General features: G+C 70.1%; 19 protein-coding genes. 4 read left to right on the top strand and 15 right to left on the bottom strand.

What is annotated here, in order from left to right; all coding sequences use genetic code 11:
• Positions 1-6: 6 nt before the first annotated feature.
• The 15 genes from ACYVIH_RS02655 to ACYVIH_RS02585 all read right to left on the bottom strand — a co-directional run bounded on the left by ACYVIH_RS02655 (position 7) and on the right by ACYVIH_RS02585 (position 12,848).
• Positions 7-1,407, bottom strand: a complete 1,401-nt coding sequence (locus tag ACYVIH_RS02655; protein ID WP_460865658.1) for a flagellar hook-length control protein FliK — start codon at positions 1,405-1,407, stop codon at positions 7-9.
• Positions 1,404-2,432, bottom strand: a complete 1,029-nt coding sequence (locus ACYVIH_RS02650) for a transglycosylase SLT domain-containing protein (RefSeq protein WP_460865656.1) — start codon at positions 2,430-2,432, stop codon at positions 1,404-1,406. Before ACYVIH_RS02650 ends, ACYVIH_RS02655 begins: the two co-directional genes overlap by 4 nt.
• Positions 2,429-2,893 carry a flagellar FliJ family protein gene (locus ACYVIH_RS02645; RefSeq protein WP_460865654.1) on the bottom strand — a complete coding sequence of 155 codons (465 nt, stop codon included), beginning with the start codon at positions 2,891-2,893 and terminating at the stop codon, positions 2,429-2,431. Before ACYVIH_RS02645 ends, ACYVIH_RS02650 begins: the two co-directional genes overlap by 4 nt.
• Positions 2,890-4,203: a FliI/YscN family ATPase gene (locus ACYVIH_RS02640; RefSeq protein ID WP_460865652.1), complete on the bottom strand. Its 1,314-nt coding sequence runs from the start codon at positions 4,201-4,203 to the stop codon at positions 2,890-2,892. The genes ACYVIH_RS02645 and ACYVIH_RS02640 overlap by 4 nt, the downstream gene beginning before the upstream one ends.
• Entirely contained in the window at positions 4,200-4,901 is a 702-nt protein-coding gene (locus ACYVIH_RS02635; protein WP_460865650.1) for a FliH/SctL family protein, read from the bottom strand. Before ACYVIH_RS02635 ends, ACYVIH_RS02640 begins: the two co-directional genes overlap by 4 nt.
• Complete coding sequence (fliG, locus tag ACYVIH_RS02630) at positions 4,885-5,898, bottom strand: flagellar motor switch protein FliG (RefSeq protein ID WP_460865648.1); 1,014 nt, start codon at positions 5,896-5,898, stop codon at positions 4,885-4,887. Before fliG ends, ACYVIH_RS02635 begins: the two co-directional genes overlap by 17 nt.
• On the bottom strand, positions 5,895-7,526 hold the full coding sequence (gene fliF, locus ACYVIH_RS02625) for a flagellar basal-body MS-ring/collar protein FliF (protein WP_460865646.1): 1,632 nt from the start codon (positions 7,524-7,526) through the stop codon (positions 5,895-5,897). The genes fliG and fliF overlap by 4 nt, the downstream gene beginning before the upstream one ends.
• Positions 7,526-7,837 carry a flagellar hook-basal body complex protein FliE gene (gene fliE, locus ACYVIH_RS02620; protein ID WP_460865644.1) on the bottom strand — a complete coding sequence of 104 codons (312 nt, stop codon included), beginning with the start codon at positions 7,835-7,837 and terminating at the stop codon, positions 7,526-7,528. The genes fliF and fliE overlap by 1 nt, the downstream gene beginning before the upstream one ends.
• Positions 7,834-8,229: a flagellar basal body rod protein FlgC gene (locus tag ACYVIH_RS02615; protein WP_460865643.1), complete on the bottom strand. Its 396-nt coding sequence runs from the start codon at positions 8,227-8,229 to the stop codon at positions 7,834-7,836. The genes fliE and ACYVIH_RS02615 overlap by 4 nt, the downstream gene beginning before the upstream one ends.
• Position 8,230: 1 nt before the next feature.
• Positions 8,231-8,590 carry a flagellar basal body rod protein FlgB gene (locus ACYVIH_RS02610; protein WP_460865641.1) on the bottom strand — a complete coding sequence of 120 codons (360 nt, stop codon included), beginning with the start codon at positions 8,588-8,590 and terminating at the stop codon, positions 8,231-8,233.
• 226 nt (positions 8,591-8,816) lie between these two features.
• Positions 8,817-9,161: a hypothetical protein gene (locus ACYVIH_RS02605; RefSeq protein ID WP_460865639.1), complete on the bottom strand. Its 345-nt coding sequence runs from the start codon at positions 9,159-9,161 to the stop codon at positions 8,817-8,819.
• Between the two features lie 11 nt (positions 9,162-9,172).
• Positions 9,173-9,550, bottom strand: coding sequence for a flagellar export chaperone FliS (fliS, locus tag ACYVIH_RS02600; protein WP_460865637.1), 378 nt, complete (start codon positions 9,548-9,550; stop codon positions 9,173-9,175).
• A gap of 16 nt (positions 9,551-9,566) precedes the next feature.
• Entirely contained in the window at positions 9,567-10,895 is a 1,329-nt protein-coding gene (gene fliD, locus ACYVIH_RS02595; protein WP_460865635.1) for a flagellar filament capping protein FliD, read from the bottom strand.
• A gap of 163 nt (positions 10,896-11,058) precedes the next feature.
• The gene (locus ACYVIH_RS02590; RefSeq protein WP_460865633.1) at positions 11,059-11,907 is read right to left on the bottom strand and encodes a flagellin N-terminal helical domain-containing protein; all 849 of its coding nucleotides are present in this window, start codon (positions 11,905-11,907) and stop codon (positions 11,059-11,061) included.
• 89 nt (positions 11,908-11,996) lie between these two features.
• Entirely contained in the window at positions 11,997-12,848 is an 852-nt protein-coding gene (locus ACYVIH_RS02585; protein ID WP_460865631.1) for a sigma-70 family RNA polymerase sigma factor, read from the bottom strand.
• Positions 12,849-13,095: 247 nt separating this feature from the next.
• On the opposite strand from ACYVIH_RS02585, the gene ACYVIH_RS02580 reads away from it, so the two are divergent.
• The 4 genes from ACYVIH_RS02580 to fliW are packed head-to-tail and all read left to right on the top strand — an operon-like array spanning position 13,096 to position 16,354.
• A complete protein-coding gene (locus ACYVIH_RS02580; protein WP_460865628.1) occupies positions 13,096-13,575 on the top strand; it encodes a flagellar protein FlgN in 480 nt (159 codons plus the stop codon).
• The gene (flgK, locus tag ACYVIH_RS02575) at positions 13,576-14,961 is read left to right on the top strand and encodes a flagellar hook-associated protein FlgK (RefSeq protein ID WP_460865626.1); all 1,386 of its coding nucleotides are present in this window, start codon (positions 13,576-13,578) and stop codon (positions 14,959-14,961) included.
• Positions 14,961-15,851, top strand: a complete 891-nt coding sequence (gene flgL, locus ACYVIH_RS02570) for a flagellar hook-associated protein FlgL (protein ID WP_460865624.1) — start codon at positions 14,961-14,963, stop codon at positions 15,849-15,851. The genes flgK and flgL overlap by 1 nt, the downstream gene beginning before the upstream one ends.
• An 11-nt stretch (positions 15,852-15,862) precedes the next feature.
• Positions 15,863-16,354, top strand: a complete 492-nt coding sequence (fliW, locus tag ACYVIH_RS02565; protein WP_460865622.1) for a flagellar assembly protein FliW — start codon at positions 15,863-15,865, stop codon at positions 16,352-16,354.
• Positions 16,355-16,369 lie beyond the last annotated feature (15 nt).

Here is a 16,369-nt window from a genome sequence, read left to right as displayed (position 1 = left end):
GACTCCTTAGAGGTCGAGGTCGAGGTTGGACGTGGAGGTGCGGGCGGTCCCGCCGGTGGTGTCGCCGGCGGTGGATCCGGTACGGCGGTCGCCCGGCCCGGCACCGGCGTCGACATCGAGACCGTCCGAGCCGGCGGCCGTGCCGCCCTGGCCGGCGCCGTCGGAGGTGCCACCCGCCGAACCGCCGAGGTCGAGGCCTGCCTGACCGTTCTGCGCGGCCTGCTGCTGGTTGCCCTGCTGACCGTTCTGGCCGGCCTGCTGACCGAGCTGCTGGCCGGACTGCGTGGAGGCGGCGCCCGTCACGAGGTCGCGGACCACGAGCTGGCCGGCGGTGGCGCCGGTGAGCTCGAGCAACGAGCGCAGCTGCGGCGAACCCTCGTGCAGGGCGGCGCGCGCCGCGGCGCTGGCGTGCAGCGTCACGTCGACGACACCGTCCTTGACGGTCATGACCACCTTCACCTCACCAAGATCGGCAGGGTGGAGGCGCAACATGAGGCGGTGGGTGCCGTCGCCGCGGCTGACCATCCGGGTGACCTGGGAGAAGACCTGGTCGGTGACCATGCTCGATCGGGTGGTCCCGTCGGGAGCCGCGGTCGCGTCCGCGCCGGCCGCACCCGCAGCACCAGAGCCAGCCGTGACGGCCGCCGAACCCGTGACGCTGTTCGCGGCCGAGTCGCCTGCCGAACCGCCGACGACCTGCATCCCCTCGAGAGACACCTGCCCGGCGGCGTTGGGATGCGCCGCACCGGACGCCGAAGCGCCTGCGGTGCCGTTGCCGGTCGCGCCGGCGCCGGTGTCCGAGCCGTCGTGCAGCGCCTGCGCTGCCTCCCCCGAGCCAGTGGTCCCAGAAGCGTCCGCAGTCCCGGCACCCGCGCCGGCGACGGCGCCGGACAGAGCGGAACCAGCGGCCGCGCCATCGGGTCCCGCGACACCAGCCCCGGCACCCGACAGCGCACCAGCCGCACTCTCGCCGCCGGCGTTGTGCGCCGCAGCCAGCTGGGCAGCAGCGGTCGCGGCGGCGTTGGCCGCCAGGACACCGACCGACGCGCCCTTCAGGGAGTGGGCGGTCGCGGCGGCCTGGAGCGAGGGGTCGCCCTCGGCCACGACATCGGCGTCAGCAGGCACGGCACCAGCCGCGCCCGCCGTACCGGCTGCTGCCTGCACCGCAGCGGCACCGAGCAGCCCGGCGAGCATGGACGCGACGCCCTCGGACATCGCCTCACCGGAGTGGGACGCGGCCTCGAGCAGCGCGGCCTTCTCCTCCCCGGACAGGGCCGAGCCGGCGGGGTCGTCGAGGTGCTGTTGGACGAGGGCGGCGAAGTCGCCGGCCGCGGCGGCGCCGGAACCGGTGCCGGAGCCCGAGCCGGCCGGTGGGACCGCTGACGCGGCCACAGGTGTGATCGTCATGCGCGCTCCAGGTTTGCCTTGTGCGCCAGCACTGCCGGCACGTAGTTCTGGGTCTCGGGGTAGGGCGGGATGCCGCCGTAGCGCTTCACCGCACCGGGGCCTGCGTTGTACGCCGCGAGCGCGAGGTCCACGCGGCCGAACTCCGAGAGCAGGTCCTTCATCAACCGGGCCGCGCCATCGACGGCCTGGGCAGGTTCGAACGAGTTGTTGACACCGAGGCCGGCCGCGGTGGCCGGCATCAGCTGCATGAGGCCCTGCGCGCCGGCGGGGCTGACCGCGCGCGGGTTGTAGCCGGACTCCTGCTTGGCGATCGCCGCGAGCAGGGTCGGGTCGACGCCGTGGCGGGCGCCGGCGGCCTGGAAGAGGGAGGCGTACGGCGTGGCGCCGGGCAGCGACGAGCCGCCGGGCATGCGGGCGGCGGCGACCGGGGCCGCGGCCTGCTCGGGCAGCACGCGACGGATCGCGGTCGGTGTCTCGTAGACGTCGACGATCCGGACGTCGAGCCCCGTGCGCGGCGCCTCGAGCATCTTGCCGTTGCCGATGTAGATCGCGACGTGGTTGACCGGGCTGTTGAACGCGAGCAGGTCGCCAGGCTTGGCCTGGTCGAGGCTGGCGACCGGCTTGCCGGCGGTGGCCTGCTGGTAGGAGACCCTCGGCAGGTCGACGCCGAACTTCTTGTAGACCAGCTGGGTCAGGCCGGAGCAGTCGAGGCCCTTGCTCGGGTCGGTGCCGCCCCAGAGGTAGGGCACGCCGAGGTACTTCTTCGCCTCGTCGACGACCGCCTGACCGTTGACCAGCTCGCCGGACCCGCCGGAGGCGCCGGCGACCGCGCGAGCGAAGGTGGCCGACGACGTCCCCTGCGCGCCGCCGGAAGAGAGGGTGCCCTCGAGCAGGCCGGCCTCGGCCGCGCCGAGGACGCTGGAGAACGCCGGGACGCCGGCCGGCCGGACGGTCGCGGCGGGGGCGAGCTGCTTCAGGGCGGCCTGGATCTCGCTGATCCGGCCGGTGACCTCTGCGACGCTCATGCTGTTGCCTCCGAGATGGCGGGTACGACGTTCAGGTGGTTGCGGTGCCATGCCTGCGAGGCGAGCTCGTCGAGGTCGGCGGCCTCCTGCCGTGCCCGAGCGGCACGGCGCTCCTCGACCCGGCGCTCGAGCAGCAGCTCGACGGTGCGCACGGCCTGGCGGTCCAGACCCCAACGCCGGTTGGCCTCCTCGGCGACGGTGCGGCTGGTGCGGAGCAGCTCCTCCTTCACCGCAACTGCCTCGGCGAGCGCCTGGACGAGCTGTGTGTACTGGTGGAACTCGGCCGTGTCGCCGGTCTCGAACGGGGGGGTGGTCTCGAAGCGCTCACGGGCTGCCTCGGCCTCGGCCTCGCGCTGGCGGGTCGCCGCGAGGGCCTGCACGAGACCGATCCGGCTGTCCCGCTCGCGGGCCTCGCGGACCCGGCGTACCGCCTTCAGCCCGCGGTCCTGGTTCGCGCTCATGACGTGCTCACGATCTGGTGGAGTGCGGTCCACGTGTCGGCGGTCGGCGTGGGCGCGTCGACCGGCTGGCGCAGGAACTCGTTGATGCGCGGCATGATCGCCAGCGCCATGTCGGCATCGGGGTCCGAGCCGCGCACGTAGGCGCCGATCTCGACCAGCTCGCGCACGTCGCGGTGCGCGGCGAGCAGCCGGCGCAGCGTGACCGCGTCGGTCATCTGCTCGCGCGTGGTGATCGCCGGGGCGACCCGGGAGATCGACTCGAGCACGTCGATGCTCGGGAAGTGGCCGCTGGTGGCGAGTCGGCGCGAGAGCACGACGTGGCCGTCGAGGATCGACCGGACGGTGTCGCCGATCGGGTCCTGCAGGTCGTCGCCCTCGACGAGCACGGTGTAGAGGCCGGTGATCGAGCCGACCGGGGCGGGGCCGGTGCGCTCGAGCAGCTTGGGCATCAGGCCGAACACGCTGGGCGGGTAGCCGCGGGTGGTCGGCGGCTCGCCGGCGGACAGGCCGACCTCGCGCTGCGCCATCGCGACGCGGGTGAGGGAGTCCATCATCAGCAGGACGTCCTGGCCGCCGTCGCGGAAGTGCTCGGCGATCCGGGTGGCGACGAACGCGGCGCGCAGTCGTACGACGGGCGGGGCGTCCGAGGTGGCCACGACGACCACCGAGCGGGCCAGCCCCTCGGGGCCGAGGTCGTTCTCGATGAACTCGCGGACCTCGCGGCCGCGCTCGCCGACCAGGCAGATCACCGACACAGCGGCGTCGGTGCCGCGGGCGATCATCGACAGCAGGGTGGACTTGCCGACGCCGGAGCCGGCCATGATGCTCATCCGCTGGCCGCGGCCGCACGGCACGAGCGCGTCGAGGGCGCGGACGCCGAGGCCGACCTGGCTGTCCACCCGCGCGCGCGACAGCGCCGCGGGGGCGTCGTTCTCGACCGAGACCATCGGCAGGCCGGTCAGCGCCGGGCCGCCGTCGATCGGGCGGCCGAGGCCGTCGAGAATCCGGCCGCGGAGCTCGTCGCCGACCGGGATCGACAGCGGGCCGCCGGTCGGGGCGACGGTGTCGCCGAGCCGGAGACCGGTGGTGGAGCCCAGCGGCATGCAGACGATGCCGGCCGGGGTGCTCGCGGCGACCTCGGCGGGCACGGGACCGTTGACGCCGCACACCTCGACGAGGTCGCCGACGGCGGCGTCGACTCCCTTGGCCAGCAGGTGCAGGCCCTTGAGCTCGACGAGCCGGCCGTGCCGCTTCGGGGCGGCAGCGGCGACGGCCTCGGCGAGCCGGTCGGTGAGCAGCGTGGCGGTCATCGTGTGAGCACCTCGCGGACCCGCTCCAGGGCGGCGGAGATGGTGGCGTCGACCAGGGTGTGGTCGGTCTCGGCGATCGCGTCGCCGCGGCCGACGGTCGGGTCGGGGACCACGGTGATGTTGTGGCCTTCGGTCGCGGCGCTGTCGAGCACCGCCACGTCGGCGGGGTTGAGCCGCACGGTGGTGGTGACCTGCGGGTCGACCAGGCCGATCACCCGGCGCAGCGCGTCGGCACCGGGGTCGGTGGCGGTGGCTACCTCGCGGCCCACGACTGCCTCGGCGAGCTCCAGGGCGACCTCGGTGGTGTGGCCGGCGAGCCGGTCGAGCGCCTCGGCGAGCCGGGTGCTCATCTGCGTGGTGGCCGTCTCCAGGGCAGCCATCGCCGCCCGGTGCTCGGCACGCATCTGCTCCAGCTCGTCGGCGGCGGCCCGTCGTACGGCGTCCGCGTCGGCCTGTGCCTTCTCGATCGCGACCCGGCGACCCTCCGCCCAGCCCTGGGCGTACCCCTGGGCGCGGGCGGCCTGGTGGGCGCGCTCGGCGATCCCGCTGAGGACGCCCTCGGTCACCTCGTCGCCGAGGTTGCCGCCGGAGCCCAGGCGGGTCCAGCTGCCCTTGCGCAGATCGGTGAAGTGGCTGATCGACTCCGCAGTCTCCTGGGGGAGGTCGCGGATGACCACGCCGTTACTCGACGTACTCATCCTCGGCGTTCCTCCTCAGCGTGATCTCGCCGGACTCCTCGAGGCGGCGGACGTTGCGGATGATCGAGGCCTGGGCCTCCTCGACCTGGCGGAGCAGGACGGGGCCGAGCATGTCGACCTCTTCGAGCAGGTTCTCCGAGGCACGCTGCGACATGTTGGCCATGATCTTGTCCTTGACCTCGCCGCTGACGCCCTTGAGCGCCATCGCCAGCTCGGCGATCTCGACCTGGCGGAGCACGAACTGCATGTCCTTGTTGTCGAGGTGGATCAGGTCCTCGAACATGAACATCCGGCTCTTGACCTCTTCGGCGAGCGCGGGGTCGCGCTTCTCCAGCGACTCGATGATCAGTCGCTCGGTGCCGCGGTCGGCGCGGTTCATCATCTCGATCAGCGGGTCGAGACCGCCGACAGTGGAGAAGTCCTGCGGCTGCAGCACCGAGGAGGTCTTGCGCTCCAGGGCGATCTCGAGCTCGCGGACGACCTCGGGCGAGGTGCGGTCCATGACCGCGATCCGGTGGGCGACCTCGGCCTGGCGCTCGGGCTCGAGGCCGGAGAGCACCAGGGTGGCGCGGTCGCTGGGCATGTGCGCGAGGATCACCGCGATCAGCTGCGGGTGCTCACCGGAGATGAACGACAGCAGCTGCCGTGCGTCGGCGCGGTGCAGGAACTGGAACGGCATCTGGCGCGCGGCCATGTGCAGCCGGTTCATGATCGAGTCGGCCTTCTCGCGGCCGAGCGACTCCTCGAGCATGGCGCGGGCGAAGTCCGGGCCGCCGTTGAGGATGTTGGCGCGGGCCGAGGTGATCTGGTGGAACTCGTGGATCACCGCGTCGGTCTCGTCGGCGCTGAGCATCTGCAGGTCGGCGATCTCGGCCGACAGCAGCTCGACCTCGCGCTCACGCAGGTGGCCGAGGATCTTCGCGGCCTTGTCCTGACCGAGCTGGACCAGGAGGATCGCGGCCTTGCGCAGGCCGTTGTCGTTCAGCGCAACGGTCACCGCTGGCTCACCCCGCTGTCCACGAGCCAGCCGCGGAGCAGGTTCGCGACCTCTTCAGGCTGCTTCTCGACCATCGCGGCGATCTCGTCCCGCGCGGCGGCGCGCAGGGCGTCGCGCTCGACGAACCTCGGGTCGACCTCGAGCTCGGCCATCGGCTCGGCCGCCGGCAGCGGCACGACCTGGGTGGCCTCGATCTCGTCGTCACGGCGGCGGATCTGCTCGACCATGTAGTTGGTCGCCTCGTCGCGGGCCTTGGCGCGCTTGCGGCTGCGCAGCATCGCGGCGATGAGGATGCCGGCGACGAGCAGCACCAGGGCGGCGGTCTTGATCAGGCCGATCAGCGCCTCGCGGTCCTCGGCCTTCTTCGCCGCGGCGAGCGCCTCTGCCGCGGCCTCCTCGGCGGTGCGGTCGAAGGCCATCGTGCTGACCGCGACGGTGTCGCCGCGCTGGGCGTCGATGCCCAGCGCCGAGCTGACCAGGGTCTCGATCTCGGCGACGTTCGCCGCGCCCGGAGCGTTCTGGTCCACGATCACGCCGACGTGCAGGCTCTCCACCCCACCGGGAGCGGCCTCGCGCTGCTCGACCTCCTCGCCGACCGCGTTGTCCGCGGTCCGCGACTCCTTGCGGTAGTTCGTGGCGTTGCCGGGCACGTTGTTGTTGGCCGCGTTGGGGTCGAGAGCGCCGTCGGGACCGACCACGCCGCCGTTGTCGAGGCCGCCGCCGGGAGCGGTGTAGGTCTCGGTGAGCGTGGTGTCGGACAGCGGCACCATCTCCGGGTCGGAGAAGTAGCGCTTGGTGTTGGTGACGGTCTTGTCGAAGTTCAGCTGCGCGGTGATCTGTACGGCGGTGTTGCCGGCGCCGAGCACCTTGTCGAGCATGCTCTGCACCTGGGTGGAGAGCTTCTCCTCGAACGACTTCACCTGCTGCGAGCGGGTGTCCGCGGCGGTGCCGAAGTCGTCGCCGGACGCGGAGAGCACGGCACCGGACGCGTCGGCGACGGTGACCTGCTTGGGGTCGAGGCCCTCGACGCTGGAGGCGACGAGGTGGACGACCGCCTGCACCTGCTGCGGCTCGAGGGTCTGGCCGGGCTTGGTCTCGACGAGCACCGACGCGGTGGTCGGCTGCTCCTCGCTGGCGAACAGCTCCTTCTGCGGGATCGCCAGGTGCACCACGGCGGTCTCGACGGGGTCGAGCGCCTCGATGGTCTGGGAGAGCTCGCCCTCCATCGCCCGCTTGTAGCCGGTCTGCTCCTGGAACTGTGAGGTCGACAGGTCCTGGGAGTCGAGGATCTCGTAGCCGGTGTCGCCGCCGCTGGGGAGGCCCTCGCCGGACAGTCGGATGCGGGCGTCGTACACCTCGGCGCGCGGGACCTTGATGGTCGCGCCGCCGTCGGCGAGCTCGTACGGCGTTCCCTCAGCCTCGAGCTGCTCGACGATCGCGGAGGCGTCCTCGGCGGCAAGGTTGCTGAACAGCGGGGAGTACGCCGGCGTCGAGGCCCAGCGGAACACGAAGAAGCCGGCGAACAGGATGACCACGAGACCCACACCCACGACGGCCTTCTGGCCGGTGGTGAACGTGTTGAACGTGCGCTGGAGGGTCTGGAAGCGCCCGGTGAGCTGGTCGCGCATCAGAGCTGGATCCTCATGATCTCCTGGAAGGCCTCGAGGGCCTTGTTACGGACAGCGGTGGTGAGCTGGGTGGACACAGCGGCCTCGGTCGCGGTGATCGTGTAGTCGTGGATCTGCGTGAGGTCACCGGTGGCGGCCTGCACCGCGAGGTTGTCGGCACGGTCGTGCAGGCCCTCGAGCCGCTCGATGCCGGTCGACAGCATCTGCGCGAAGTCGACCCCGCTGGACGCCTTGACCGGGGAGGTCGGCGTGGTTGGGGTGATCGTGGGCGGGGCGAAGGGGGCGAACCCCTCGATGCCGGGGATGCTCATGCGTTGCGTCCGATCGAGAGCGCGGAGGAGTAGACGTCCTGGGCGTTGCGGACGACGGCGGTCTGGGCCTGGAAGCCGCGCTGGGCCATGATCAGCTGGCTCATCTGGGCGCCCATGTCGATGTCGGGCATCCGGACGTAGCCGTTCTCGTCGGCCAGCGGGTGGTCGGGCTGGTGCACCATGCGGCCCTCGGGGTCACCGAAGGCGAGCCCGGTGACGGCGACGCCGCCGGTGGCCTGCGCCTCGGCCACGACGTACTGCGCCTGGAAGGCGGCCTCGTCGGTGCTGCGCGCGGTGTTGGCGTTGGCGATGTTGTGGCCCAGGGCGTCGAGCCAGGTCTGGTGGGTCGACAGGCTGCTGTGGGCGATGCCGAGAAGGTCGAAGGCACCCATGTCACATTCCTCCGATGGCGCTGGTGATGAGCGAGTACCGGTCACCGATGGCGCGGGTGAGCAACTGGTACTGGAAGGTCGACTGCATCGCGGTCATCGTCTCGGTGGCCAGGTCGACGTTGTTGCCGTTGGCACCGGCGGGCGCGGCGGAGACACCGAGGGTGGAGGACACCTCACCGGCGGCGACGTTGCCGTCCTCGATCGCCGCACGCAGCGAGCTCTCGAAGTCGACGGTGGCAGCCGCGAAACCGGGCGTGTCCATGTTCGCGATGTTGTCGGCGGCAACGCGCTGCCGCATGGAGAGACCGTCGAGCGCACCGCCGAGAGCGGCCGCGACGGCATCCGACGCAGAGACCAGCATGCTTGTGAAGTCCTCGTATACGCGAGTGTTTCGTGGGCTGCCGGTCCGTCGGCGAGAGTGGTGAGCGATCCCTGCTCACGTTGAGTTTCGGCTGCTGAATGTCCGACTTGAGGGTTTTGTTGAATCTCGGTGGTTGAGGAGGCGAGGCGCTAGCCGAGCCGTCTCGAAACCACCACGCGGTGGTTGAGGAGCGAGCGCAGCGAGCGTCTCGAAACCACCGGAAGGCTCAAGCAGTGATGTCCAGATAAACCGCAGACGGCTTCGACCGCGCCGTCGACATCCGCGACGTCAGCTCAGCCTGCCGCCGCAGCGCAACAGCCGCCTCGGCGGTGGCGCGAAGCACCTCCTGCTGCCGGTAGTGCAGCGCGAGCGCGCGAGTGCGCAGGTCGACCGGCATCGGACCCTGAAGGTTCGGCGGCGACCACGGCGTGACGACGGGCAGTGTCTCCTCGGGCAGCTCACCGCGGAGCAGGCGCTCGGCCTCGTCGAGGCTCAGCTCGAGCTCGTCGAGCGCAGCCACCCACTCCTCGGCCCAGCCGGCCTCGGTTTCCTGGGTGGTCGGGGACGCCATGGCGCGCCTCGTCAGCCTGCCGCGGCTGCGGCGACGGCCGCCTCGCGCCAGGTCTCGGCGAGAGGGGCGATGACTTTGAGGCAGTCCTCGGTGATAGTGACGTCCCGCTCGACGTTGGCACGGACGAGCTGGCCGTACAGCCAGTTGTAGAGGGCAGCCAGCTCCTGGGAACCGTCCCAGATGCCGTGCTTGAGGGACGACTGCAGCTCGAGGACGATCTCCTGGGCGTGGAGCAGCTGTTCACGAGCGGCGTCGTGGTCGACGGCCTGCTGGGCGGTGAGCGCCCGCTGCACGTCGAGCTCCAGCCGGTCGTAGAGCATGACCAGGAGCCGCTGTGGGTTCGCGGTGGTGACCATCTGCCCCATGTAGGCGGCGCGCGGGTTGTTCATGTCGGCCCTCCTGGCCTTACTCGTACTTAGGCAGGCCGGCGATCTGGCCCGCCAACCAGTTGCCCTGGCTCTGCAGCCGGCTCATGCTCGTTTCGAGCGCGGCGAACTGTCGCTCGAGCGTGGTGCGCCGGCTGGCCAGCCGGATGTCCCAGTCCGCGATGTCGTCCTGCCAGCCCTTGACCAACGTCTGCTGGCTGGTGACGGCCTGCGTCAGCGTGCCGGTGTACTTGTCGCTCAGCTGCGTGCCGAGCGTCTTCAGCTTGTCGGTGAAGCCGTCGGCGGTCGCGGTGCCGGCGAGGAGCGCAGTGGTGCCGGCCGCGTCGCTTGTGTAGGCCGCCTCGAACTTCTTCTCGTCGAACGTGATCTTGCCGTAGCGGTCGAGCTCGATCCCGACGCTGGCGAGGCTCTTGCCTCCAACGCCCTCTCCGACCAGCGTGAGCAGCTTGTTGCGGACGTCGCGGACGGTGGCGTCACCCTGGAGCGTGCCGGCCTTCTTGGTCGTGGCGTCGTACGACGTCGCTGTGCTGATCTCGCCCAGCAGGCCGTTGAGGGCGTCGACGAGCTCCTTGACCGAGGTCTTCATGCTCGCGACATCGCGGGTGACGGTGACCTGGGTGGTGTCCCCGACCGCGGCGCGGCTGATGTCGACGTCGACACCCTGCATCAGGCCCTTGAACGTGTTCGACTCCGAGGTGATCTGGTCGGCGCCGACGGTGATCTGAGCGTTTTGACCGGTCGTGACGGTCCCGACCATCGCGAGTTGGTTGCCGGAGCCGTCCTGCAGGGCGAAGTCAGAGCTGGTCCCGGTGGCCGTGGAGGTGACCTTGAGCCGGTAGTTCGTGCCGTCGACGTTGACCAGCGCGGCACTGAGGCCCTTGTCGCTGGCGTTGATCGCGGCGGCCAGGCCTTTGACGGTGCCGTCGCCCGTCTCGATCTCGACGAGGCCCGTGCCGTCCAGCTTGTCGAGGTAGACCTTGGTCGAGCCGTCCGTGGTCACCGCATCGGTGAGCGCGTGGAGCCCGAAGTCGATCGCGTGCGCGGTGGCCAGCCGATCCACGGTCAGCGACAGGGTCGAGGCTGCAGCACCTGCCGACGTGGTCACGGTGAACTTATCGCTGGTGGAAGCCCCGGAGGTGGGGCGCCAGGCCGAGCCCTCCGTAGCCAATGCCCCGGCCTTGGTGGTGATCGCGGCGAGCTTGGTGTTCAGACCCTGCAGCGCCGTGATCGCCTTCTCGGTCGTCGAGACCCGGCTCTTCAGCATCGTCTGCGAACGAGCCTCGAGCTGCATCAGCTGGCTGATGATGGTCGAGGTGTCCAGGCCGCTGGAGAGGCCATTGACGTTCATGCCTGCCAACTCGAGGTCCCTTCCTGGGGCTGGTGTGCTGGTTGCTCCTGAAGGAGCAGTAATGGGGGCGGGTGAAGGATCACCCGCCCCCATCAGGCTTGCTGGACGGTTTCTGTGGCCCGCGGGCCACCGACCCGGTCAGCGGTCACTCTGAAAGCGGTGCTCAGCGGAGCAGCTGGAGCACGCCCTGAGGGGCCTGGTTCGCCTGGGCGAGCATCGACGTACCGGCCTGCGACAGGATGTTCGCGCGGGTGAAGTTGACCATCTCCAGCGCCATGTCGGTGTCGCGGATCCGGCTCTCGGAAGCGGACAAGTTCTCGACAGCCACATTGAGGTTGTTGATGGTGTGCTCGAAACGGTTCTGCACCGCACCGAGCTCCGCACGCATGGTCGAGACGTTGGTGATGGCCGCCTGCACAGAGTTGCTGTCAGTGATAACAACAGCGCCGCCCGTCACCGCGACGCCCGTCTTGTCCGTGTAGTCCACGCCCGTGACCAGGTCGACAGTCTTGCTCAGGTCAACCTGGATCGTGTCGGCCGAGGAGTACCCCACCTGGAAGTCCAGCACACCGTCGTTCGCTGGGCCGCCGGTGTTGCCGAAGAGCGCCACGCCGTTGAACTTGGTGTTCTGCTGGATGCGACCGATCTCCTCGGCCAGAGCGTCGAACTCGCCCTGGAGGGCAGCCTGCGAATCCGTGTTCTGCGTGCCGCTGGCGTACTGCACGGACAGGTCGTTCATGCGCTGGAGCATGGAGTGGACCTCGGTGAGCGCACCCTCAGCGGTCTGCGCGACCGAGATGCCGTCCTGCGCGTTGCGGACGCCCATCTTCAGGCCACCCACCTGGGCGCGGAGGCCCTCGGAGATCGCGAGGCCGGCGGCGTCGTCGGCAGCGCGGTTGATCCGGAAGCCGGACGACAGCTTCTCGAGCGACTTCGACAGCTGACCCTGCGTGACCGACAGGTTGCGGTACGAGTTGAAGGCGTCGATGTTCTGGTTGATGCGAAGACCCATGATGATTTCCTCCCTGATTGGGTCGAGATGACGGTCCGTCCTTGGTCCGTCACGAGGTTGATCGGCCAGCAGGTCGGCGACCTGAGGATTTATGCGGTGCGAATTTCCATCGCCGGTGCGGTGAGGCGCGCGACGTAGGAACGGTGCGAGGCCACCTCGGCGAAGTAGGCCTCGCGGCGGCGTGCCGCGCACCCGTTGGGGCGTGCGGCCGTGGCCACCAGATCGGGGTCGAGCGCGGTGTTCAGCGCATCCTTGAGGAGAGCTACAGCCTCGGCGCGAAGCTGCGAGACGCGTGACTCGGTGACGCCGAGCTCGGCAGCGATCTCCGCCATCGGACGCTCAGCGAAGAAGTACCCCTCCACCACGGCGCGCAGACGCTCGGGGAGCGTGGCAACAGCATCGTGCAGGTAGGACATCCGCTCCCGGCGCTCGATGACCGCCTCGGGGGTGAGCGTGGTGGCGGGGAGCATGTCGTCGACGGCTCCGTCGTCGAAGCCCTGGAGCGACATCACCGATGCGCGAGACACGTCGTCCTGGTGCGCGGCGAGCTCCTCCATGGTCATCCCCAGATCGGAGGCGACCTCGGCGTCGCTCGGCATACGGCCCAGCTTCACCGCGAGGGTCTCGCGGACCTCGTCGATGCGACGGGCGCGACGACGCACCGAGCGGCTCGCCCAGTCCATCCCGCGCAGCTCGTCGATGACGGCGCCGCGGATCCGGGTGGCCGCGTAGGACAGGAAGCCGGCGCCCTTGCTGTCGTCGTACGCCTTGGCGGCCTGAGCAAGCGCGGCGAGGCCGGCGGACATCAGGTCGTCACGCGAAACGTGAGCGGGGACGCGGGTGAGGGTCTCGCGGACGATGTGGCTGACCAGCGGCATGCCCTGGTGGACCATCTGCTCGTACTCGTCGCGAGCCGGGGGAAGCATCGTGTGGGGGGTCACGTTGAGATTTCTCGCCCAAAACGGACACCGACTTGACCCGATCTGTCCGATATCCCCCGTGCAGTTCCCCGATATGGCCCACTCGGACTAGTCCGTACTCGTGGGCGTATAGCCCCGCCGGACCACGATGGCCCGGTCCCCCGGGTGGGTGGCCTCGACGAGGTCCCGCAGATTTCCGCTAAGGAGCTCCGCCTCGCCGCCGATACGACTATCGACCCACACACCCCCGCCGGAGGAGAGAAGCACCATGTCGATGGAGGACCTGTCCGCTGTCCTCTGGCGCGAGCGTGAGCTGCTGGAGACGCTGCTGTTCAAGCTCGAGGTCGAGCAGCTCGTGTTGGCCACGGGCCGCACCCGCTGGCTGTCGTCTGCCGCCCGCGAGATCGAGGAGGTGCTCGATGCGATCCGCGAGATCGAGCTCGTTCGCGCGGTCGAGGCCGATGCCCTCGCCGCGACCCTCGGGCTGCAGCCCAACCCGAGTCTCCGCGAGATCGCCGAGGCCTGCGACGAGCCGTGGCGCGGCATCTGGCTGGACCACCGCGAGAGCTTCACCACCGTCGCCGAGGAGATCCAGGCGATGGCGGAGAACAACCGCGAACTGCTGACGTCGGGCTACCAGGCCGCCAAGGCAACCCTGCTGTCCTTGTCCGACACCCCCAGCACCTACACCGCTGACGGTTCGACGGTCACCGAGCGCCGGCGCACCCTCGTGGATCGGAGCATCTGAATGAGCGGGACGTTCTCGTCCTTCGGTGGCGCCCTGTCCGCGCTGCGCCACAACCGGATCGCGATGGACGTCGCGAGCAGCAACATCGCCAACGCCAACACCGCCGGCTACAGCCGCCGGACCGCGCACGCTCAGGCGACGGGAGCCCCTGCAGTACAGGCGCTGTGGTCGACGTGGAGCGGTTCCGCCGGAGGCGTCGAGACCGCCCGGATCGACCGGATGGTCGACCCACTGCTGGACAAGCGTTCACGGCTGGAGAACTCGACCCTCTCCTACCTGGATGCACGCGCAGCGTCGCTGGTGCGCTTCGAGACCACGATCGGCGAGCCGGGTGAGAACGGCGTGGCCGCTGCCCTCTCCGCTTTCAAGCAGGGGTGGCACGACGTCGCCAACAATCCAGCCGACGAGGCGGCCCGCAATCAGCTCCTCGGCCGTGCGCAGACCCTGCAGGCGTCGGTCAAGGCGCAGGCCACGGCCGTCACCACCGAGTGGTCCGACCAGCGTGCCCGTCTCGACGCCGCGACCGAAGAGGCCAACACGATCGTGCGCGACCTCGCCGCCCTCAACGGCGCGCTCCAGTCCGCGCACATGGCCGGCAACGACGCGTCCACCTTGCTCGACCAGCGCGACCAGCTGGCCCTGCGCCTCTCCCAGCTGACCGGTGCGCAGGTCAGCAAGACCCACGAGACCACGATGTTCGACATCACGCTCAACGGTCAGCCGCTGATCGAGGGGACGACGTACAAGCAGATCGGCTTTAGCGCCCCGCCGGCGATGTCCGGAACGACGACCGACACCGTGATCATCTCTGTCGACGGCACGCCGATTCCAGCGACCGAACCGCTCGGCGGGGAGATGGGCGCCGCGCGGGACCTGATGAACGAGGACCTGCCGGCCTACCTCGCAAAGCTCGACACGTTCGTCGGTCAGCTGGTCGCGGACGTCAACGCCGTCCACGACGCTGCACTCGACCTTGACGGCGCCGTAGGCGGGGCCTTCTTCGACCCGGCGGGCACGACCGCCGAGTCGCTCCAACTCGTGGTCACGGATGCCCGCCGGGTGGCCGCGGCGGACGCCGGCAAGGGTCGCCTTGACGCCTCGGCTGCCGGCCGCCTCGCCGTGGTGGACGCCGGCGCAGCGACGTACCGCAGTCTGGTCACGAACTTCGGCGTGTCTGTCGCATCCGACCGGCGACTCGCCGACAACCAGCGCGTGCTCACCGCCCAGGTCGACGCGTCCCGCGAGTCACTCGCGGGGGTCAACATCGACGAGGAGATGGTGAACCTGCTCGCCGCCCAGCGTGCCTACGAAGGCGCTTCGCGGGTGATCACGGCACTCGACTCAGTGCTCGACACCCTCATCAACCGGACGGGGCTGACGCGCTGATGAGCTCGCTACGGATCACCCAGAGGCTGATGACCGAACGGTCCCTGGCCGGCATGCAGACCAGCTTCGGTCGGCTCGCCAAGGCTCAGGAGCAGATCTCGACCGGCCGCCAGATCAACCGGCCCTCCGACTCGCCCACCGGCACCAACACCGCGATGCGACTGCGTGAGCAGATGGCCGCCGACACCCAGTACGCCCGCAACGCCTCCGACGGACTGAGCTGGCTGGGCCGCACGGACAACACGTTGAGCTCGATGCTCGACCAGACCCGACGCTCCCGTGACCTCATGGTGCAGGCCACCAACGGGACTCAGGGCCCCGAGTCCCGCGAGGCGTTGGCGAAGGAGTTGGAGCAGCTGCGCGAGTCGCTGCTGGCCGCGGCCAACACACAGCACATGGGCCGTCCACTGTTCGGCGGCACCACCGGCCTGCCCCGGGCCTACGACCCGGCCACCGGTGCCTACCTCGGCCAGCCGGCTCCGTCGACGATCGAGCGCACCGTGGGTGACGGCGTCACCGTTGCGGTGAACACGGTCGGACCGGAGGCATTCTCCTCGGGCACGACCGACCTGTTCAAGGTCCTCGACGACGCGGTCACGGCGATCCGCTCTGGTGGCAGCCCCGGACCCCAGCTCGCCCAGCTCGACGGCGTGATGGACAAGATGATGACCGCGCTGGCCGACGTCGGCACCCGCTACGGTCGGGTCGAGCAGGCGCAGACCAAGGCCCAGAACGCCGAGCTCGACATGACCGCCATGCTTTCGGAGGTGGAGAACGTGGACATCGCCAAGGCGATCGTCGATCTTCAGATGCAGGAGGTCGCCTACCAGGCCGCGCTCGGTGCCACCGCCCGGGTGATCCAGCCGTCCCTCCTCGACTTCCTCCGCTAAGGACCCGCACCATGACCATCCTCACCACTGGTACCGGCTCGCAGGAGACCCCTCCCATGCAGAAGACCTCCACCGACCTGAGCTCCACGGACGCGGCGTCCACCGACATCCCGGTCCTCGACATGGTCGGGCCGATGCTCGGCTTCCCCGAGCTGCGCTCGTTCGCGCTGGCCCGCCACGACGAGGACGGTGCGATCTACGACCTGCGTTCGCTGGAGGACGAGACCGTCCGGTTCGTCGTCGTACCCCCGGTGCTGTTCTTCTCCGAGTACGCCCCCGAGATCCCCGACGCCGCCGCCGAGCTGCTCCAGGCCGAGACCGGCGAGGACCTGCTCGCACTGGTGATCGTGACGCTGGGCCAGGGGCTCGCCGACGCCACCGCGAACCTCGTCGCGCCGGTCGTGGTCAACCACAAGAAGCGGCTCGCCGCGCAGGTCGTCCTCGACGACCCTGCGCTGTCGGTGCGCACGCCGCTGGTCCCCGACCACGCGCCGGAGGCGTAAAGCAGGCAGACTGTG

It is taken from the genome of Nocardioides pakistanensis, from assembly GCF_054781215.1.
Note: the sequence above shows the minus strand (reverse complement) of the source record. Positions and strands in the feature narration are given on the sequence as shown.